16 protein-coding genes, 1 tRNA gene and 1 pseudogene are annotated in these 20171 nt (G+C 74.1%); 5 read left to right on the top strand and 13 right to left on the bottom strand.

Annotated features, from left to right (window positions below; genetic code table 11):
• Positions 1-7: 7 nt before the first annotated feature.
• Entirely contained in the window at positions 8-1300 is a 1293-nt protein-coding gene (locus tag AMK21_RS00885) for a peptidoglycan-binding protein (protein WP_073873136.1), read from the bottom strand.
• 199 nt (positions 1301-1499) lie between these two features.
• On the opposite strand from AMK21_RS00885, the gene AMK21_RS00880 reads away from it, so the two are divergent.
• Positions 1500-1573 (top strand) — tRNA-Lys (locus AMK21_RS00880).
• Between the two features lie 375 nt (positions 1574-1948).
• On the opposite strand, the gene AMK21_RS00875 is transcribed toward AMK21_RS00880, so the two are convergent.
• From AMK21_RS00875 to AMK21_RS00835, 9 genes and pseudogenes are all read right to left on the bottom strand, one after another.
• Positions 1949-2608 (bottom strand): class F sortase, encoded by a 660-nt coding sequence (locus AMK21_RS00875; RefSeq protein ID WP_073873133.1) that lies wholly within the window; start codon positions 2606-2608, stop codon positions 1949-1951.
• Between the two features lies 1 nt (position 2609).
• Positions 2610-3173 carry a hypothetical protein gene (locus AMK21_RS00870; protein ID WP_073873130.1) on the bottom strand — a complete coding sequence of 188 codons (564 nt, stop codon included), beginning with the start codon at positions 3171-3173 and terminating at the stop codon, positions 2610-2612.
• Positions 3174-3275: 102 nt separating this feature from the next.
• Positions 3276-4082 carry an HAD-IIA family hydrolase gene (locus AMK21_RS00865; protein WP_073873128.1) on the bottom strand — a complete coding sequence of 269 codons (807 nt, stop codon included), beginning with the start codon at positions 4080-4082 and terminating at the stop codon, positions 3276-3278.
• Between the two features lie 74 nt (positions 4083-4156).
• Positions 4157-5701 (bottom strand): alkaline phosphatase family protein, encoded by a 1545-nt coding sequence (locus AMK21_RS00860; RefSeq protein WP_073873125.1) that lies wholly within the window; start codon positions 5699-5701, stop codon positions 4157-4159.
• 157 nt (positions 5702-5858) lie between these two features.
• Positions 5859-6017 (bottom strand): annotated as a pseudogene (locus AMK21_RS00855) (2-aminoethylphosphonate ABC transporter substrate-binding protein); the annotation flags it as partial.
• 71 nt (positions 6018-6088) lie between these two features.
• Complete coding sequence (locus tag AMK21_RS00850) at positions 6089-6814, bottom strand: phosphonatase-like hydrolase (RefSeq protein WP_073874183.1); 726 nt, start codon at positions 6812-6814, stop codon at positions 6089-6091.
• 5 nt (positions 6815-6819) lie between these two features.
• The gene (locus tag AMK21_RS00845) at positions 6820-7944 is read right to left on the bottom strand and encodes a TIGR03364 family FAD-dependent oxidoreductase (protein WP_073873122.1); all 1125 of its coding nucleotides are present in this window, start codon (positions 7942-7944) and stop codon (positions 6820-6822) included.
• A gap of 139 nt (positions 7945-8083) precedes the next feature.
• Positions 8084-8857 (bottom strand): GntR family transcriptional regulator, encoded by a 774-nt coding sequence (locus AMK21_RS00840; RefSeq protein WP_073874181.1) that lies wholly within the window; start codon positions 8855-8857, stop codon positions 8084-8086.
• Between the two features lie 47 nt (positions 8858-8904).
• Entirely contained in the window at positions 8905-10038 is a 1134-nt protein-coding gene (locus tag AMK21_RS00835; protein ID WP_073873119.1) for a peptidase, read from the bottom strand.
• Positions 10039-10226: 188 nt separating this feature from the next.
• Here AMK21_RS00835 and AMK21_RS36575 point away from each other — a divergent pair, with 188 nt between their 5' ends.
• Positions 10227-15167, top strand: coding sequence for a hypothetical protein (locus tag AMK21_RS36575; protein ID WP_079181040.1), 4941 nt, complete (start codon positions 10227-10229; stop codon positions 15165-15167).
• Positions 15168-15199: 32 nt separating this feature from the next.
• Here AMK21_RS36575 and AMK21_RS00825 read toward each other — a convergent pair whose 3' ends face one another.
• Positions 15200-15832 carry a TetR/AcrR family transcriptional regulator gene (locus tag AMK21_RS00825; protein ID WP_073873116.1) on the bottom strand — a complete coding sequence of 211 codons (633 nt, stop codon included), beginning with the start codon at positions 15830-15832 and terminating at the stop codon, positions 15200-15202.
• Between the two features lie 74 nt (positions 15833-15906).
• Between AMK21_RS00825 and AMK21_RS00820 the strand changes: the two genes are divergently transcribed.
• Complete coding sequence (locus AMK21_RS00820) at positions 15907-16296, top strand: hypothetical protein (protein ID WP_073873114.1); 390 nt, start codon at positions 15907-15909, stop codon at positions 16294-16296.
• Positions 16297-16330: 34 nt separating this feature from the next.
• Here the strand turns inward: AMK21_RS00820 and AMK21_RS00815 are convergent, their stop codons facing one another.
• A complete protein-coding gene (locus tag AMK21_RS00815) occupies positions 16331-17440 on the bottom strand; it encodes an ROK family transcriptional regulator (RefSeq protein ID WP_073873112.1) in 1110 nt (369 codons plus the stop codon).
• A gap of 74 nt (positions 17441-17514) precedes the next feature.
• Here AMK21_RS00815 and AMK21_RS00810 point away from each other — a divergent pair, with 74 nt between their 5' ends.
• Both AMK21_RS00810 and AMK21_RS00805 read left to right on the top strand, forming a co-directional pair.
• The gene (locus tag AMK21_RS00810; RefSeq protein ID WP_073873110.1) at positions 17515-18636 is read left to right on the top strand and encodes a Gfo/Idh/MocA family oxidoreductase; all 1122 of its coding nucleotides are present in this window, start codon (positions 17515-17517) and stop codon (positions 18634-18636) included.
• Positions 18633-19112, top strand: coding sequence for a heme-degrading domain-containing protein (locus AMK21_RS00805; protein WP_073873108.1), 480 nt, complete (start codon positions 18633-18635; stop codon positions 19110-19112). Before AMK21_RS00810 ends, AMK21_RS00805 begins: the two co-directional genes overlap by 4 nt.
• Positions 19113-19176: 64 nt before the next feature.
• Here AMK21_RS00805 and AMK21_RS00800 read toward each other — a convergent pair whose 3' ends face one another.
• The gene (locus AMK21_RS00800; RefSeq protein ID WP_073873106.1) at positions 19177-20037 is read right to left on the bottom strand and encodes a fumarylacetoacetate hydrolase family protein; all 861 of its coding nucleotides are present in this window, start codon (positions 20035-20037) and stop codon (positions 19177-19179) included.
• Between the last annotated feature and the right edge of the window lie 134 nt (positions 20038-20171).

The raw sequence follows: 20171 nt of genomic DNA, 5'->3' as shown, positions 1-20171 counted from the left end.
AAGTCCGTCAGGCGAAGAGCCGGCGCCAGGTCTCCGGCCCCGGGTATCCGTCCGCCGCGCCGCCGCGCCAGCCCTGGGCCCGCTGGAAAGCCTCGACGTTGCGGCGGTCCGCCTCGGTCCAGCGGGGGTCGGGGCCCGACACGTAGTGCTTGCCGTATCCCTTCTTCACCAACTGTCTGCCGAGCCGGTCGACATGGCTGTTGGAGCTACCCGGCTGGAAATAGCCGCGACCGGGGAAGGCCACCGACGTGTTCGGGCTGCCGCCCGTGACGGCGGCCGGGATGTCGCGACCGGCGCCCGTCGTCAGCAGTCGCCAGGTGTCCGGGCCGGGGAGGCCGTCCGCCTCCACCCCCTTCCACCCCTGGGCCTGCTGGAACGCCTGCGTGGCCCGCCGGTCGGCCTCGCCCCACACGGGGCCGGGCCCGACCGCGTAGAACCGCTTGCCGCCGCGCGCGATCAGCATCTCGCCGAGCCGGGTGACGTGGGCGTTGTTCGCGCCGGGGCCGAACTGGCCGGCACCGGGGAAGGCGGTGGTGGAGCTCGAGCCGGGTGCGCCGCCGCTGACGCCCTTGTAGCGGTAGGCGACGTACCGGTCGGAGTTGCTCCAGTACGCCATGGGCGTCGACTGCTTCCGCGTCCGCGGACGCGCCTGCTCGTAGGCGACGTAGTGGGTGCGCGTGTAGTCGGTCCAGCCGCCGAAGAGGGTGACGTGGGAGCCCTTGGAGGGGTCGGCGGGGTTGTGGAAGAGGAGCATGTCGCCGGGCTGGAGGTCGGCGCGTGCGATCCGGGTCCCGTAGCTCGCGAGGCTGCCGGTCCATTCGTTGGTGCCGAGGTTCCAGGCCATCGACACATAGCCGGAGCAGTCCTGGCGGTACCCGTCCGACCAGTACTTCTCCATGCTGTACGGGACCTTCGCGTCGACCCACGTCTTGGCCCGGTTGATGATCTCGGCCCGGGTGGTCTTGCGCAGGACCGCGCTGTCCGACGGCGGCCCGGAGGCGCCGGACCCCTTCAGCGGGCCCTTCTCGCCCTGCGGGGTGTCCGGCACGGGCTCGGGGTCCTTGTCGGCCCGGGGGGCTCCGGGGCTCTGGCCGGCGGCGGCCGCCGCTCCGGCGGCCCCGCAGGAGAGGACCACCCCGGCGGCCGTGGCCAGGACCAGGGCGCGGCGGGCGCCGTGGGCGGCGGGGTGGCCGCCGTACCGCACCGGGACGGCGCGCGCGGCGGCCCGCCGTTGCAGGGCGCACCCCGCACAGACGCAGTCGATGGCGGGCTCGTACTCCTCGAAGACCGGCACAGTCATGCGATTCCCCTCCGTACTCGTCACTCGTCACTCGTCAAGATCTTTGGGCGCAGCTGTGACGGGCGTCCGCGCCTCAACTCTCCCGACATAACGCATTTTGACGGATCAATAAGAAAAAACGACCATCTGACAGGGCGTGGCGGCGGGTAAATGGTCCGGGGCACTCGCCGGAGTCGGGTAGAGTTCTCCAGGTCAGCAGGCGCCGTTAGCTCAGTTGGTTAGAGCAGCTGACTCTTAATCAGCGGGTCCGGGGTTCGAGTCCCTGACGGCGCACGCACCATCAAGGCCCCCTCACCGGCGTGAGGGGGCCTTGATCATTCCCCGTCCCGTGAACACCGACACCGCCACGCTCTCAACGCACAGCAACAAGAAGAGTGCGGAGCGTCATGAATTGGCAGTGGGGTGGCTACGGGGCGCTCATCGCCACCTCCTCACGCCCCCACCACAAGGGATCCCCACCGTCACACAGAGGCGCCGAGTTTTGGACATCTTGTTCGAAACCGGCTCCTGCGGGGCACCCGTCCCCCTACAGTGGCGGCAGAGATCGACCCCGTACCACACGGTCCTCCCGTACCGCGCCGGGCAACTCCCGCGGCCCGGTGCACACGGTCGAGGCCGGCCGGGCCGGGTGTCCTTCCCGTCACTCCCTCACGCGTTCCGCGCACCCGTGAGGTAGGCCGAGACGACTACATTCGCCGTGTAGGAGCGGGACTTCTGGTCGTACGTCCCGCCGCAGGTGATCAGCCGCAGCTCCGCCCGGCCGTCCACGCGGGGCCCGTACGCCTTCTCGGCGTCGAAGCGTTCCCGGGTGACGACCTGGACGTCGTCCACGGTGAACTCGGCGACGCTGCCGTCCTCCCGGGTCACCTTCACCTTCTCGCCCGGCCGGACCGCGCTGAGCCCGTAGAAGACGGCGGGCTTGGTCTCGGTGTCGACATGGCCGACGAGCAGGGCCGCCCCCTCGGCGCCGGGCTCGGTGCCCTTGCCGTACCAGCCGGCCGTCTGCGGCAGGTCGTACGGCGGCGGGTCGATGGCCCCGTCCTTGTCGAGGCCGCGCCGGACGACCGGCGCGTCGATCCCGACGGAGGGGACCTCCACACTGCGCGGGGCGGCGCCCTCGACCGGCTCGTGCGCCGGGGGCAGCGGGGCCCCGAGCGGGCGGCCGACCGCTGCGACGTCCCCGGTGGTCGGGGCCGACATCCCGCCGGACGCGTCGCGCCCCCAGAGCCAGAGGCCGAGCAGCAGAAGGGCCCAGGCCACACCGGTCAGCAGTCGCCCGGTGCCTGCCGGGCGGTCCGGGGCGGACATGTCAGTCCGCGGCCGGGTCGCGGCGGCGCGAGGTGCGCAGGGCGAAGGCCACGGAGGCGACGGCGGCGAGGGCGAGGCCGATCACCGCGTGCCGGGTGCCGGGGCCCTCGGACTCGGCTCCCCGCTCGGCGAGGGTGGCGGTTCCTCCGCCGCCCGCCTTGACGGGGGCCGCGGGCGAGGGGCGGGTGTGGTGGATGACGGTGAGGGTGCCGGTCGCCTTGCCCTTGCCGTCCTTGCACGTCACCCAGACGTCGTAGGAGCGGGGCTCGGCGTCGGAGCGGATGGTGGCCTCGGCGTAGAGGCCCTTGTTGTCGGCCGGGGCGAAGTGGGCTTCCGAGACGAAGGCGTCGGAGTTGCCCTTGGCCTGACGGCCCTTGCCGCAGACGTCGACCCAGAGTTCGACCTGCCCGCCCGGGGCGATCGTGGACGGGGTGACCGAGACGGTGCCGGCCCTCCGGTCGTCGTCACCGGCCCGGGCGGCCGGGGACGCCTGGGCGGCGGGCCCCGGCAGGGCTATGAGCGCGGCCGCCGCTGCGGCACAGAGCGTGATGGGTGTGGAACGCATCGTGAACCTCCTAGGGGAAGGTTCACACCTGGGCCCGGGACCCGCATCCGCAGTCCTCCATTCGAGCGACGCGCGAGCGACTGCGGATGCGGTCCGTGCAGGTCAGGGGCGGTCCGCCTGGTCCGGCAGGTCGATGAGATCGACCAGGTCCGCGATGGAGTCGACGACGTGGGACGGCCGGAACGGGTAGCGGTCGACGTCCGCGACGCCCGTCAGGCCGGTGAGGACCAGGAACGTCTGCATCCCCGCCTCCAGGCCGGCCAGGACGTCGGTGTCCATCCGGTCGCCGATCATGGCGCTGGTCTCGGAGTGGGCGCCGATGGCGTTCAGCCCGGTCCGCATCATCAGCGGGTTGGGCTTGCCCGCGAAGTACGGCTCCTTGCCGGTGGCCTTGGTGATCAGGGCGGCGACCGAACCGGTGGCGGGCAGCGGGCCCTCGGCGGACGGCCCGGTCTCGTCCGGGTTGGTGCAGATGAAGCGGGCGCCCGCGTTGATCAGGCGGATCGCCTTGGTGAGCGCCTCGAAGCTGTAGGTGCGGGTCTCGCCGAGCACCACGTAGTCCGGGGCGTGGTCGGTCAGCACGTACCCGATGTCGTGCAGCGCGGTGGTGAGCCCGGCCTCGCCGATGACGTACGCCGTGCCGCCGGGGCGCTGGTCGTCCAGGAACTGGGCGGTGGCGAGGGCGGAGGTCCAGATGTTCTTCACGGGCACGTCCAGGCCCATGCGGCTGAGGCGGGCGTGCAGGTCGCGCGCGGTGTAGATGGAGTTGTTGGTGAGGACGAGGAAGGGGAGCCCGGAATCCCGCAGCCGCTTGATGAAGGCGTCGGCGCCGGGGATCGGGATGCCCTCGTGGATGAGGACGCCGTCCATGTCGGTGAGCCAGGAAGTGATCGGCTTGCGGTCTGCCATGTGCGGGGACTCCTGCCGTACGTACTGCACGCTGGGGGTGCCCGGACCACGCCGTCCCGGCACCCCCAGCATAATTAGCCCGCCGTGATCTTGACCCCGTCGATCACCCAGTACCAGTTGTTGGAGCCGGTGTAGTGGAAGCGGAAGCTGACGCTGGTCGCCCCGGCCGGGACGCTCAGGCCGAGCGACTGCGGCTGGGAGATGACGTCCGAGGTGTAGGAGCGGACGACGGTCGGTGTGCCGCCGTTCCAGGAGGCGAGGACGCGGGCGCTCTGGCCGCCCTCCTGCCGGTACAGGGTGGTGAAGTCCAGCGTCACGGTGGACTTGCCGCCGACCGCGTACGCCGGGGTGACGAGCGTGGAGTCGTACGGGCCGGAGGAGGCCTTGTCGTCCCACTCGTCGGAGTCGGCGACCGCGAAGATCCCGCGCGAGCGGACGTTCAGCTCACGGGACTGGTCGCGCTGGGAGCGGCTCCAGAACTCGTCGGTGGCGAAGGACCAGCCGCGCCACTCGGCCACGCCCCCGGTGCCCATCGCCGAGTTGATGACCGACCAGCCGCTCGGCGCGGTGTGGGTCCAGCCGAGGACGCCCGCCGGGATGCCGCTCTCGTCGACCCGGCCCGCGAGCGCCGGGTAGAGGGTCTCGAAGGGGTCGGTGGAGCGCTCCTGGATCGGCTTGCCGTCCAGGCCCCAGCCGGGGTCCGGTGTGATGCCGAGCTGCTTGAAGACGGTGGCGGCGACATCGACGAGGCGGGTGTCGCCGGGCGTGGCACCGGCCGCGATACCGGGGCCCTGGGCGAGGACGAAGGTGCGGCGCTCCTCGATGGTGCTGCCGCCGTGGCCGCCGGCGTTGGTGTGGCCGTGGTCGGTGGCGACGATGACGGTCCACCGCTCGGTGCCGTACGTCGGGCGGGCCCTGATCGCGGCGAGGAGGCGGCCGAGGTAGCCGTCCACGGTGTCGATGGCCTGGCGGTACTGGGCGCTGGCCGCGCCGAGGTTGTGGCCCACGATGTCGACCTGGCCGAGGTAGGCGAAGACGACGTCCGGGTTCTGGTTGCGCAGGATCGACTCGGTGTCGGCGGCGATGGTGGCGTCGTGGCCGGTGTAGCCGTCGCGGTCGCCGTCCAGGACGAGCTTGGCGTCGGCGCCCGCGGTGACCGTGCCCTGGGCGTCCAGGGGCTTCCAGTCGACGGCGGCGTACGTGGAGAGCTGGGGCCGTACCTGGGCGAGGCGGGCGAGGAATCCGGGGTAGCGCGTGTAGTTCTTGCCGGCGAAGGAGTTGTCCTTCACGCCGTGCTTGTCGGGCCAGACGCCGGTGGAGATGGTCGACCAGCCGGGGCCGGAGGAGGTGGCGGCCATCGGGTTGGCGTACAGCAGCGAGGTGCCGTACGTGCCGTTCGCCATCATCGCCTTGAGGTGCGGGGCGTTGGCGGCGGCGATGACGTCGTGGCGGAGCCCGTCGACGCCGACGACGAGGACCTTGTCCTTGCTGGTGCCGTCCGGGAGCGTGGGCGGGGCGGCGTGGGCGGCGTGGGCGGTGGCGAGCGAGCCGACGGCCGCGGCGGAGGCAGCGGCTGCCGTGGTGGCGAGCACGGAGCGTCGGGAGACGGATCGGGACACGAGATCCTCCAGGGGGACGGTGGCACGAGGTGGCCGGCGGGGCGTGAACTACCTTCTGGACCAGACCCGTTACCTTCGCGAGACAGGCGGGCGGAGTCCAGACCTTCGCGGTGCGGGATGAGACCTTCGCAGGAGACCGTGGCCGAAAGATGGCCGGTCAGCTTCCGGTGGCCGTCTTCCAGGCGTCGATGTACGTGTCCGGGTTGGTGCCGATGTCCGACCAGTCCGGCTCGAAGATCTCCACGCCCTCCAACAGCCCGTCGAGTTCCGCGGCGTAGGCGTCGGTGGCATTGATGTCCTTACGGGCTGCGAAGCCTCATGACCCACCGCCGCCGGGTGCGGTGGGGGCCGGTGCGGTGCCAGTGGGTACGGTGGTGGGCCCGGCGCTCATGCCTCGGCCCGTGCGATGAGGTCGGGCAGCTCGGCGACCGACCCGAGGACGTGGGTGGCGCCGTTCCGTTCCAGCTGACCGGCGTCGTGGGCGCCGGTGAGGACGCCCGCGACGAGCCCGGCGCCGGAGCGTTGCCCGCTGAGCATGTCGTACGAGGTGTCCCCCGCCACCACGATCCGCCGCACGTCGTCCACGGCACCCGTGCGTAGGAAGGCGGCCAGCACCATGTCCGGGTAGGGGCGCCCCCGGCCGCCCGCGTCGGCGGGGCAGAGGGCGAGGGGGACGAGGTCCTGCCAGCCGAGGGCGGCGAGGATGGCGTCCTGGGTGGTGCGGGCGAACCCGGTGGTCAGGACGACGGTGCGGCCCTCGGCGGTGAGGCGCTCGACGGCCTCCCGGGCGCCGGGGATCGGGGCGATACGGCCGCCGTCGACGAGTTCCCCGTACGCCTCCTCGAAGGCGGCGTTGGCGTACTCGGCCTTCTCCTCGTCCCCGAAGAGGTGCCGGAAGACGGAGATCTTGGACTCGCCCATGGTGGCGCGTACGTGGGCTAGTTGGCGCTCGTGGTCTCCCGATCCGGGCTTCACACCGAGGCGTTCGGCGGCGGCGGAGAAGGCCTGCTCGACGAGGCCGCCGTCGGCGACGGTGGTCCCGGCCATGTCGAGGACGACGAGGCGGTAGGGGTTGCGCCCGGTCGCTTCGGTCGCTTGCTCTGCTGAAGTCATGTGGTTCACCAGCCCAGTTCGTCGGCGGTCGTTTCGGCGATGGCGGGCGAGCACGTCATGCCGCGCCCGCCGGGCCCGGTGACGAGCCAGACCCCGTCGCCCACCTGCTGGCGGTGGACGACGCGTGAGGTGTCGGTGCACTGGGCGTAGACGCCCGCCCAGCGGTGCCTGATGCGGGGCAGCGGGCGGCCGAGGAAGGCCTCGACGACCCGGGTGAGGTGCTCGTACGGCTCCTCGACGGTGTCGAAGGCGAAGGGGTGCTCGTACTCGTGGGTGTCCCCGACGGTCAGCCCGCCGTCGCTCCGCTGCACCATGAGGAGCTGCATGCGGTGCTCGGCGGCGATTGGGTCCTGGGGCTGGTGGGCGTTGAGGGCGTCGAGCGCCTCGCTGCGGTAGGCGGGGTAGTAGCGGAAGCTGTCGGCGTCGGCGACCGAGGTCGTGAGGGGCTCACCGAGGGGGTCGGTCTGCATCATCTGGAGGCGGACGCGGCGGACGGGCAGCTCGGGCCCGGCCAGTTCGCGGACGAGCCCACCGAGCCACGCGCCGGTCGCCAGGATCACGGCGTCACCGGTGTGGACGTCACCGTGGTCGTCGCGCACGGAGGCGGTACCGACGACGTCGCGGACCTCGCGTCCGCCGAGGAAGGTGTACCGACCGGAAGCCAGCAACTTTGCTTTCAGGGCGAGTTGGGCGGTGCGTGGCTCGACCGCCGCGTCCCGCTCGCACCACAGGGCGGCGGTGAACGTGCCGCGCAGGGCGGGGTTGAGGGCGCGGGCCTCCCCGGCGGTGAGCAGCCTGTAGCCGCGCGCCGCCGCGTCGGGCCGGGCGAGCGCCGCCTCGGCGACGGCCGCCTCGGCCCCGGTCCGCAGCGGGGTGAGCGAACCACAGCCCCGGAACCCGAGCCCCGGCACCCGCTGCCCAATCTTCTCCCACAACTCCCGTGCTCTCAGGGCGGTTTCCAGCTCCTCGCCCCCGGCCCGGCCACTGACCCAAATCTGTCCGAAATTGCGGAGCGATGCCCCGCGCGCCTCGCTCTCGCGCTCGATCTGTACGACCTCGTGGCCGCGGCTGACTGCGTGCCAGGCGTGCATGGTTCCCACCACGCCGGCTCCTACGACGATGACTCTCACGGCGGCCACGCTCCTCGGGTCGGGTGTCCCGGACGCATCCGGTCGACAACGGGATGGTGAACGACCCCCCAAGCTTGGACTAGACCCGTTATGTTTCCGTTACCGAAAAAGTGTCCAGCAGGGCGGTTCTCAGACGCGGTCAGCGCTCGCTGCCGCCGCCGCCCAGATGCGTGGTGAAGGAGAACCGGTCCCCCCGGAACAGGGTCCGCACCCGCTCCAGCGGCCGCCCCTCCGTGTCCCGCGAGAGCCGGTGGAGCAGAAGCATCGGCAGGGCGGGCGGGGTCCCGATGAGCAGGGCCTCGCGGGGGGTGGCGAGCACGGTCTCGATGCGCTCGTCGGCGTCCCCGAAGGCGATGCCGAGCCGGTCGCTGAGGTAGGCGTAGAAGGAGGAGTCGGGGTCGAACTCCACGTCCAGGCGCGGGAGTCGGGCCACACTGACGTACGTGCTCTCCAGCCCGACCCGCTCGTCGTCGGCGAGCAGCACCCGCTCCAGGTGCCAGACGGGTTCGCCCCGGCCCACCCCGATCTCGGCGGCGAGGGCCTCGGGGCAGGGGAAGCGTTCGAGCCCGATGAGGTGCCGACCTGGCCGCCTGCCCTGGCGCCGGACCCCTTCGGTGTAGCTGGCGAGCGAGAGCGGCTGCTCCAGCTTGGGCCCGGCGACGACGGTCCCGCGCCCCTGCCTCCGCAGCCGCCCCTCCAGCAGCAGCTCGCGCAGCGCCTGCCGGACGGTCTCGCGCGACACCTCGTGGCGCAGGGCGAGATCCCGCTCGGTGGGCAGGAGCCCGCCCTCCCCCAACTCGTCGAGGAGCAGCGAGATCTGGGCCTTGACGGCGTAGTACTTGGGAATGCGGCCGTGCTCCGGGATGCCGGAGCGGATGGGTGCGCCAGGTGCCTGGTCGTTCGGGTAGTCCACCACCCGATGGTGGCAGATCCAGATGAACGGCCTGGTCGGGGTCGCGGTCAGCCCGTGGGCCGGCGCATCCGGCGGCCCTTCATCACGAGGGCGCCGCCGCAGAGGGCGAGCGCCGCGGCGGTTGCTCCGGCCCAGGGCAGGAGTTCCGGTCCGGTGCGGGCGAGTTCGGGGAGCGGGCGTCCGGTCGCGTAGTGGGGCGGGCGCGCGGGCCGTTCCTTGCCGCCGGCGTCCTTTCGGGGGGCCGTCGACCCGTGCGGGCGGGTAAGGGAGCTGGGGTGCGGGGCGGGCTCCTTGCCGGGGCCGGTGTAGATGGGGGTGGGGGTGAGCAGGGGCGTGGGCGCGGCGGAGGATGTGTCCGTACGGGGGCGGGGCTCCGCGGGGACGTCCGTACGGTCGCCGCTGTCCTCCTCCGTGCGCTCCGGCCGGGGCACCTCGCCGGTGGCACCGTCGACGATCACGAACCGGTACGCCCCCGACTCCCCCACCCAGTCGCCGTCCTCACGGCCGCCGCCCTTGGCCTTGTCCTGGTGGCGGCGCTGGACGACGGCGGCGTGGGCGGTGACCCGGCCGGGTGCGGTGTCGGAGGTGAAGGCCATCCGGACCCGGACGCTGACGGTGGTACCGGCGGGGACGGTGAACCCGAGGAAGCCGTCATCGGAGTCTTCGGAGCTGTCGGAGCTGTCGGCGGGGGCCGACCCGGGGTCGCCGTCGAAGACGCCGATCTGTTCGTGGCGGTCGGTGGTCTCCCAGGTGACCCGGTGTTCGGTTCCGGGGCGGCCGGGCTCGGAGAACTTCAGCTGGATCTGTTCGGTGGTCAGCCTGCGGTCCTCGTCGTTGAGCACGAGCACCGGGTGCAGGGCGCGGCAGGCGGTGTCGGTGGTGTTGGTGAGGTCGAGGAACCAGGTGCCGTAGCCGCCGCCGGAGGCGTACGTCGTCGGGGCGTCCTGGATCCGGGCCTCGATGGGGAACTCCTTGGCGCCCGGATCACCGCAGGAGGGCTGCTCGTCGGCGGCCTCGGCCGCTTTCCCGGCCGCTTTCCCGGCTGCTAAGGAGGCGGCGGCCGGGTGGGCGGCGGCCTGCGGACCGCCGAGGAGCGCGGCGGGCACCGCGATCCCGGCGGCCAGCCCGAGGGCGGCGAGCGCACGGGCGTCACGCAGCCGCGCGCAGGAGGTGGGGGACATGGGGACACCCTTCGCTGCTCGCGAACGACCGGGGCGGAGGCCACCGGTTGTGGCCTCCGACGCAAGCACGCGCGCGCGGACGCAGAGAGTCGACATGCCGACACCGCTCATAGGATCACCCGACTGTCGGACCGTCGGACTGCCCGGCAGCAAGGGCGGCCCGCCCCGGGGCGTTGTCAGTGGGGCATGTGACGATCGAGAACATGATCGTCTCGCTCGCGGCCCTGCTGCCCTCCGCCGGTACGCACGCATCGACCACGTACGCCGACTGGGCGGCCGCCCACGACCCGGGCGCGGCCGGGGCCGCCCGTGACCTGGTCGCGGACATGGGTTCGGAGCTCGCCCGGTCCTGGACGAAGCCCGGCCGGTTCGTCGACACGATGGCCGCGCGGGCGCGCCGGCTGCCGCCCGCGCACCTGCCGTGGTTCTGGGACACCGTGGGCCACCGGCTGATCGGCTACGGGAACCGCCCGGCCGCGCGTGCCTACGGTGCGGCGCGGACGGCCGAGGCGAAGCACGGGCTGCCGGTGGATCCGGGGTACGGCCGGGCCAACGCGCTGCTGTTCGCCGCGGGCGGGGCCATGCCGGCCAAGGAGTTCGGGGCCCATCAGCGGTTTCTCGCCGACACGCTGCAGCCGGCCGCGGCGCACGCCGCGCTGGACGCGTTCCTGATGGCGTGGGCGGGCTCCTCCGGCGACCTGCCCGCCGATCTCGTGCGCCGGGTGCGGGCCTCGGCCAAGGCGGCCGGGTACGGGGACGAGGAGGTGGCCCGGCTGGTGGCCGCCGTCCTGTCGGGCACCCGGAAGAAGTCGGTGCCGGATGCGCTGCTGACCGCGGCGGGCCCGTTCCTGGCGGCCCATCCTCCGGAGGACCCGGTCGCCGCCGCACTGGTGGAGGTCTTCCCGGAGGGGGCCACCGACGGCGGGGCGTGGCTGCGGCTGCTGATCGGCTGCGGCGCGACGGCGGCCATGGAGGCGGGGCGGGTGGTCCCGGAGGGCGGGCTGCACCACTGGGTCGGCCACTTCGCGCACATGTACCAGTACGCGACCCAGTCCGGCGGCGGGGTCGGGCGGCAGCCGCTGCCGTCGGAGCTGCTCGCTCTGGTGGGCCGGCTGGGCCCGCGGCTGCGGGCGTCGGGCGCCCCGGTGACGCTGCACACGACCCGCCACCACTACCAGGGCTTCGACGCGGATGTGCTGGACACGGTGCTGGCGGCCGGGGTCGCGGTGGTCGACCCGGGCCCGGAGATCCGGATGCGTTTCTGGGGCGAGAAGTCGCGGCGGGACCTCGCCGCGCTGGCCGCCGACCCGGTGTTCGGCCCCCGCCTGGAGGGGAGGGTGCACGCGGATCTGCTGCCCGGGTCCTTCCCGGCCCGGCCCCGGCGGCCCGGATCTGCCGTGACGCTGCTGCCGGGCAACGAGGGCATCGCCCAGAAGGTGGCCGACCGGGTCGGCAAGCTCCTCGGCACGGTCGGGGGCGGCGGTATGGCCGGGGCCGAGGAGGCCATGGCCGAACTGGAGGCACTGCTGGACCGCCCGACGGTGTCGGCCCTGGGCGGGATCGCCGACGCGGTCGCCGGGGCGGGGGCGGCGGGCGCACTGCGCCGTTCCCTGGCGGCGGGCCTGCCGGAGGAGCTGGCCTGGCCCGAACTGGAGGCGGTGTACGCGCGGTTCGCGGCGGAGGAGGGCGAGGGTTCGGGGGCTGATACCGGCGAGGCGGTGCCGGGGGTGGGCGGGGTGGTACCCGGGGTGGACGGGGCGGCGCCCGGGGCGACCGGGGCTGTGCCCGGGGTGACCGGCGTCGTCGGGGTGACGTCCACCTGGCCGGTGCTGACGGTGTTCGGGCGGGACCGGGCGGTCGCCGTCGGCCCGGACGGGGAGCGCGGCTCCTGCCGGTTCACCGTGCCCGAGGACGCGACCCTGTCCGCCGTCCATTACGTGGGCGGCTCCTTCCTGGTCAGCTGGACCCTCGCGGCCGGCCCGCACAACGGTGACACCGCCGTCTGGGCCGACCGCCCCGACGCACCCTTCACTCCGGACGAGACGGGTGGCCTGGTGCCGTTCGGCGGCAGCCTGGACGGGGCGTACGGCTTCCAGTTCGAGACCGCCGACGGGGGCGGGCGGCACAGCGGCTCCCGGGTCCTGCGGCCGGGCGGCACGGAGGGGATCGACCGGGACGAGCTGCAGCTCGGTGACGGCGCCCGGATCTGGACCAACACCGTCTACGGGCGGCGGCCGTGGCAGGTGGTGGACGCGGTCACCGGCGAACCGCGGGGGGCGAGGCCGCTGCCGGACTTCCCGGGCCGCGCGCCGGACGCCGCCCCGGCCGCCGCCCCGCACACCGCCGCCGCCTCCGCCCTGGCCCCGGGCGTGTCCGAGGAGGGGATGGCCCTCGCCGTGGAGGCGCTGCAACTGGCGCCGCTGCCGACCCCGTTGACCGGCTCCCCGCTGGGCAGCAGGGACGGCCTGGTCGGGACCCGGGTGCTGTTCCGCACCGGCCATCGCGACCCCGCGCCCGGCGAGTTCCTGGTGGAGAGCGTCGACGGGCGGACGGCCCGGTTCACCGTCGACCGGCCGGGCCAGGAGCCCTGGGGCCTGTGGTCGCCGCCGGAGGGCGCGGTGGAGGACGTGGTCCTCGCCGAGGCGCAGACCCGGACCGGAGTGCGCGCGTACGCGGCCGACGGCGCCCTGCTGTGGGAGCTGGACGGGCACCGCTCGCCCCGCCACCCGTGGCTGCCGAAGGACCGCAAGGTCACCCTGTCAACAGGCGTGGCCCTGCCCCCGGCCTTCTGGTATCTGCTGCGCACCCGGGACGCCGCCGGGTCCCGGGCCCTGCGGACCGTGGAGCCGCAGGCGGCCGACGCCCTGCTGGCCGCCGCCCTCGACGGCACCGGGGCCCTGCGCGCCGCCGTGGCCCGGGAGTTGCCACAGGTCACCGATGCCGTCCTGGTGGAGGCCGTCGTGGCGGTGGCCGGGCGGGCCGCCCGGGTGGAGGAGCGGCGCCGCGCCCTGCACCGGCGCGTCACCCTGCTCGCCGAGGCACCGCCCGCCCTGCCGCGCCGGACCGCACCGGACACCGAGCTGATCCCCGCGCTGTCCGGCCTGGTCACGGACGGGGTGAGCGATCCGTGGCGGCGGGCCCCCGACGAAGCCCTGCCCGCGACACTGAGCGCGCTGGCCGCCGACGGTGCCTGCCTGGCCGGGACGATCGGGGAGGATGTGCGGCGGCTCTCCCCGCCCGCGCCGCCGCACGACTGGTCGCAGCTCGTGGGCACGGTCGACGCCGTCGCGTGGCGGGCGGCGGTGGCACCGACCCCGGCCCCGGCGCGGGCCGCTCTCCTGGCGTTCCTGGACACCTGGGCGGACGGCCCGCTCGCCCGGGCGGGCGGCCGGTGGTGGGTGGGCGTGGCCTCCGGTTCCGGCACCCTGGACGAACTGCGGGCGGGCGGACGGCCCGTGGCGTCCGCTCCCGTACGGGGCGGTGGCTCGGCGCACTGGTTCGTGACCGCCGCCGCCCAGGACCCGGACGACGACCCGGCGGAGACGGTGACCGTTCACGACCCGACCAGCGTCCCGGCGGAGGCGGCTACCGCTCACGGCCCACGCGGTGCCCCGGCGGAGAGGAGCGCCGAACGGGCCCGGCTGGTCCGGGTGGAGCGGGATGACGCCGCCCGCCTCCGGGCCCTGGTGGCGGCGGTCGACGAGCGGGGCCCCGTCCCGGTGCCGGAGTCCGCCGCGGCGCGTTTCGCCGAACTGACCGGCGTACGCAGGCCCGTGGCCCGGCTCGTGGTGGCGGGCCTGCCCGGCGGGGCGGACCGGGAAGCGGACCGGGCCCTGCTGAAGAAGGCCCCGTACAAGGCGACGCCGCTGACGGCCGAGTCGTACGGGCGGCTGCTGGAGCGGCTCGGGCCCACCGGCCGGCGCGCAGTCCTGGCCGCCGCCCTCCCCGACGACCCGGCCGATCTGTGGCAGCCGGGCGGGGTGGAGGACGCCGCGGAACGCATGGCCGGGGTCTGGAGGGAGCTGATCGGGCTGCGGCCCGCCGTGCACGACGAGGCGGCCGACGCCCTGGAGGGGGCCCTCGGCCTCTCCGAGGTGTGGGCGCGGCGGCTCGCGGGCGGTTACGGGGCCGCCGACGACGGGACCGTGGAGGCGGCGGGCTGGGAGCTGGCGGCGACCGCGTACAGCTACGGGGTGGAGGTGCGGCCCATGGTGCCGGCCGGTGCCGAACCGCCCTACGGCACCCCGGTGGGCCTCGCGCTCCGGGAGATCGCGAGCGCGCTGGTGTGGGCCTGGACGGACCGGCCGGTGGGCGATCCCGCGGTGGCCGGGGCGCCCGCCCTGTACGAGGGGCTGCGGGCCGAACTGGACCGTCCGGAACTGCTGCTGGACCTGCCCGGCAGCCGGCTCCAGGACACCACGGACCGGATAGCCGAGCGGTTCGGGCCCGCCCGGCTGCCGGTCTCCCTGGACCGCCGCGAGGAGGAGGGCGCGGTGGCGACCGCGTATGACTCGGGCCCGCTGGTGGTGTGCGCGCCCGGCGGCGTCTCCTTCCTGCGCCCCGCGGCCGTCGCCGCCCCGGAGGCGTGGCGGCGGGTCCGGGAGGTCACCGACCTGGCCGACGCCCTGGACCGGGTGGCCCCGTTGCTGGCCGGCGGCGGTCTGGAGCGGATGCTGCACCGGTCCCGTTCCGGGGCGGTGCCGGCCGGGGCGTACGAGGCCGACCCCCGGCACTCCTGCCCGGAGCTGGTCGAACGGGCGGCGAAGGAGCTCGGCGTGGGCGCGGACGCGGCGGCGCTCCACCTCCAGCTGGCGACGCTGGCCGCCCCCACCGACCGCAACGTACGGCGCTGGAACGGCTGGTCGGCCAAGCAGCACGGGCAGGCCAGGGCTGAGCTGCTCGCCACGGGCGCGGTGGTGGAGGCCAAGCGGGCGCGGGCCGGCCGGACGCTGTTCCTGCCGGGGGACTGGACCGAGATCGACGCCCCGCACCTGCCGCTGGAGACGGCGAAGCTGGCGACGCACCTGGTGTACCCGCTGTACGGCAACCGGCTCTTCGCTCCGTTCGTGAGGATCCTGCCGACGGCTCCGCTGCACGAGATGTTCGCGCAGGCCTGGGAGCGGCGATAGGGAGGAGGCCCCGGGCCCGCCCCAGGCCCCGCTCAGGAGAGCCCGGCTCCGGCTCCGGGCTCTTCCAGAAGGGTCGCGCCGGACACCAGGGCGCGGGCGGTGTCGGCGAAGTACTGCTCGTCGGCGCCCGGGGCGAGGCCGAGCAGGACGCCCTGGCTGAGGCCGATGAGCACGGCCCTCAGCGCGGTGGTCAGGCGCTGCGCCTGAACCTGCGTCACGAGGGCCCCGTCATGCGGCCGCCCGGTGAACTGGGCGATCAGGCGGCTCTCCTCCGCCCGGACCGACGCGGCCAGCCGGGGGCCCACCTCGGCGTCGTGCAGGGCCATGTCCAACAGGGTGAACTGCAGCGACTGGTCGGCCGGCGCGTCGGCGGCCTCGCAGCTCCGCCGGTAGTGGCGGGCGAAGGCGTCGACCGCTCCCAGGAGATCCGCGTCCGCCGGGATCGCCTGCTCGATCTCCTCGTAGTGCGGCTGGAGGTAGTCGGTGACCAGTGCGCCCAGCAGGCCGCTCTTGCTGCCGAACAGCGAGTAGACGGCCCCGGTGGTCAGCCCGGCCCGCTCGGCGATCTCGTCGAGCCTGGCGCGGTGCCCGTCCCGGGAGACGACGTGGAACGCGGCGTCCAGGAGGGCGCGGCGGTTACGTTCCTTGGTTTCGACTCTCGTCATTCTCATAATTAACTTATTCTAGTAACCAGATTACGGAAGCGCACACGGAGCGACGAGGAGCATTCACGTCACGCATGCTTGCGGGAGCCATCGGCGACGGCGTGTTCAAGGTGGTGCTCGGCGCCGCCTTCGCCGCCGGCAGCACCTGGCTCGGCGACGTCTTCGGGGTCCCGACCTGGCTCATGGTCATCTCGGGCACGGCCCTGCTGATCGGCGGCGGGATCGAGGTCGTCTACGTCCGCCGCCGCCCGATGCCCACCTGCCTGCGGCTGATGATCGCCTACGACATCGGCTGGGTGGTGGCGAGTGCCGTCGCCCTGGTGGTGGCGTGGCAGGGCGGCACGGCCGGGGGCGAGATATGGGTCGCGTACCTGACGGTGGCTCCCCTCGCGCTCGCCGCACTCCTGGTGGGCGCCGCCGCCACCGACGTACGACCGCCGGCTCCGGACGCCTCCGCAGCCTGACCGGACCCCCGCCCCGCCTACCTCCGCCGCCCTCCTACCCCCGCTCCCCCACCCGCCCGAACACCGGCGCGAGCACCAGTTGGGCCGCGCCCTCGGCGACGGGCCGGTCCCCGCCCCCCGCGACGGTGACGGTCACCGTGCCCCCGCCCCCGCCCCGGGCGGCCCGCTCCTCGATCACGGCCCGGACGCCCCGTACGTACGCGTCCTCGTCGGCCGCCACCGTCCGGCCGCCCAGCACGACCCTGTCGATGTCGAGGAGCCCGACCAGGTTCGCCGCGCCCGCGCCCAGGACCCGGGCCGCCTCCGCCCGGTCGCCGCGGGCCTCGGCGGCCAGGCACAACGCCTCGATGCAGCCGCGCCCCCCGCACCCGCACAGGGGCCCGTCCAGCTGGAGGGTCTGATGGCCGAACTCGCCGGCCCCCGTCCGCGCGCCCCGGTGCACCTCGCCGCCCAGGACGAGCCCGGCGCCGAGCCCCGTACCGAGGTGGAGGTAGGCGAAATCGCCGGGCGGCTCACTCAGCGAGAGGGTCAGGGCCGCGGCGTTGGTGTCCTTGTCGACGGTGACCGGAAGCCCGGTCCGCTCGGCGAGCGCGTCCCGCAACGGGAAGCCGTCCCACTGCGGGAAGCCGGTGACCCGGTGCAGTACGCCGTCCCGGTGGTCGAGCGGGCCGGGGACGGCGACGCCCAGCCCCAGCACCGGCTTGTGCGGCTCGGCCGCGCTCAGGTCGCGTACGGCGTCGGCCGCGCCGGCGAGCACCTGTTCCGCCGGGGCGCCGAAGTCGAGCGGGGCGGTGGTGACGGCGACCGGGCGACCGGCGAGGTCGACCAGGACGGCGGTGAGGCCGTCGCGGTCCAGGTGGAGACCGACGGCGAACTGGGCGTCTGGGACCAGCCGGAGCACCGTACGCGGCTTGCCGCCGGTGGAGGGGCGCAGGCCCGCGCCGACGGCCAGGCCCTCCGCCCGCAGCCGGGCGGTGATCTTGCTGACGGCCTGCGGGGTGAGGCCGGTGCGCTCGGCGAGCTCCAGCCGGCTGATGCCCTCCGCCCCGGCCGTCCGCAGCAGGTCCAGGACCAGCGCCGCGTTGTGGTGGCGCAGGGCCGGCAGGTTCACCCCGGCCTGGCTCTTCGTACGGCTCCCGTTCACGGTTCCACTCCCCTTCACCTGCCCATTGTGCCGGTCGCTTGCACTTTGGCAACAGCGTTGCTTAAGTGGAATGCATGACCCCCAAAGCCTCCGGCGCCCCTCTCCGCGTCGCCCTCGTCGGCTACGGCCTGGCCGGCTCCGTCTTCCACGCCCCGCTGATCGCCGCGACCGGGGGCCTGGTCCTCGACACGGTCGTCACGTCGAACGAGGAGCGCCGGGCCGAGGCCCGCGCCGCGTATCCGGAGCTCCGGTTCGCCGCCTCGCCGGACGAGCTGTGGGAGCGCGCGGCCGAGCTGGACCTGGTCGTGATCGCCTCTCCGAACAAGACGCACGTCGCCCTCGCCACGGCCGCCCTCAAGGCCGGTCTCCCGGTGGTCGTGGACAAGCCGATCGCCGGGACCGCCGCCGAGGCGCGCGAGCTGGCGGCGCTCGCCGAGGAGCGCGGGCTGCTGCTCTCGGTCTTCCAGAACCGCCGCTGGGACAACGACTTCCGCACGCTCGCCGCACTGATCGCCGACGGTGAGCTGGGCGAGGTGCAGCGCTTCGAGTCCCGGTTCGAGCGCTGGCGCCCGCAGCCGAAGGGCGGCTGGCGCGAGTCGGGCGACCCGGAGGAGATCGGCGGCCTGCTGTACGACCTGGGCAGCCACGTCGTCGATCAGGCGCTGGTGCTGTTCGGGCCGGCGGTGCAGGTGTACGCCGAGTCCGACGTACGGCGTCCGGGCGCGGCCGCCGACGACGACACGTTCATCGCGATCACGCACGCGAACGGGGTCCGCTCGCACCTGTACGTCAGCGCCACCACGGCCCAGCTCGGCCCCCGCTTCCGTGTGCTCGGCTCGACGGCGGGCTATGTGAAGTACGGCCTGGACCCCCAGGAAGCGGCCCTGCGCGAGGGCAAGCGCCCGGGCCCCGGCGGCGAGCCGTGGGGCGAGGAGGTCGAGGAGGTGTGGGGCCGGATCGGTTCCGGCGAGTCCCCGCTGACGGGCGGCGGCACCCCGGTCCGTACGTTCCCCGGCGACTACCCCGCTTACTACGCGGCCGTCGCCGCCGCCGTGCGCGGCACCGGCGAGAACCCGGTCACCGCGCTCCAGGCCGCCGCCGCGCTGGACGTGCTGGAGGCCGCCCGCCGCTCGGCCCGCGAAGGGGTCTCCGTCACCCTCCTCCCCCACCATGACGAAGAGGAGCACCGCGCATGACGACCACCTCCCCCACGATCTCCGAGCTGATCGCCCAGGAGCGCCGGCTCACGCTCCCGCACTTCGGCTACGACGACGCGTTCGCGCTCGGCAGCCTGCTGGTCGCTCTCGCCCGGGAGCGGCACGCGCCCGTCGCGATCGACATCCGGCGCGGGGCGCAGCAGCTGTTCCACGCGGCGCTGCCGGGTTCGAGTGCGGACAACGACGCGTGGATCGACCGCAAGCGCGCGGTGGTCGAGCGGTACGGGGAGAGCTCGTACCTGGTCGGCACCCGGTTCCGGGCGAAGGGCACGACGTTCGAGGAGTCGTCCCGCCTGGACCCGGACGCGTACGCCGCGCACGGCGGTTCGTTCCCGATCGCGGTGGAGGGCGCGGGCGTGATCGGCACGGTCACCGTCTCGGGGCTGCCGCAGGCGGAGGACCACGCGATGGTGGTCGAGGCGCTGGAGCAGTTCACGGCGACGCCGGAGGCCTGAGGGGCTTCGCGTACGGGGCCGGGGGCGCGGTCACAGCACCCCCGGCCCCGTACGTACGCCCGGCCTACGCCCCCTTCAGCTCCTGCCGCTGCCGGCCGAGCCCCTCCACCTCCAGCTCCACCACGTCCCCCGCCCTGAGGTAGGGCTTCGGCTCCGGCTGCCCCATCGCGACCCCGGCGGGCGTACCGGTGTTGATCACGTCGCCCGGGTAGAGCGTCATGAAGTGGCTGAGATAGCGGACGACCTCACCCACCGGGAAGATCTGGTCGGCGGTGGTGCCGTTCTGCTTCAGCTCACCGTTGACCCACAGCCGCAGCGGCAGGGCCTGCGGGTCGGGCACCTCGTCGGCGGTCACGAGCCAGGGGCCCAGCGGGTTGAACGTCTCGCAGTTCTTGCCCTTGTCCCAGGTGCCGCCGCGCTCGATCTGGAACTCGCGCTCCGAGACGTCGTGCGCCGTCGCGTACCCGGCGACATGGGCGAGCCCCTCCTCGGCGGAGGACAGGTAGCGGGCGGTGCGCCCGATCACGACGGCGAGCTCCACCTCCCAGTCCGTCTTCCGGCTGCCGCGCGGCACGAGCACGGTGTCCTCGGGCCCGACGACGGTGTCGGGGGCCTTGAAGAAGAGGATCGGCTCCTCCGGGACGGCAGCCCCGGTCTCGGCGGCGTGGTCGTGGTAGTTCAGCCCGATGCACACGATCTTGCCGATGCGTCCCAGCGGCGGTCCGACGCGCAGCCCCGCCGGGTCGAGGGCGGGCAGCACGGCGGGGGTGCCGGCGGCCTCCCGGACCCGGGCGAGGGCGGAGGCGTCGGCGAGCAGATCGCCGTCGATGTCGGGGATGATCCCTGACAGATCACGCAGAGTCCCGTCGCGGTCGAGAAGCGCGGGGCGCTCCGCGCCCGCCGTACCGACTCGAAGCAGCTTCAACGGTCCAACTCCTCTTGTTCGAGGTGGGGCCCCTTCGGCGGGTTGCGGCCGGCGAAAGGGCTTGGCCGATCCTCCAAGAGTCGCGATCACTCCGCAAGACCACGTTCACACACTGGACCGGCGCACTCGCCGGG

This window comes from Streptomyces sp. CB00316 (genome assembly GCF_001905595.1).
In the GTDB taxonomy this organism is placed as follows: domain Bacteria; phylum Actinomycetota; class Actinomycetes; order Streptomycetales; family Streptomycetaceae; genus Streptomyces.
Note: the sequence above shows the minus strand (reverse complement) of the source record. Positions and strands in the feature narration are given on the sequence as shown.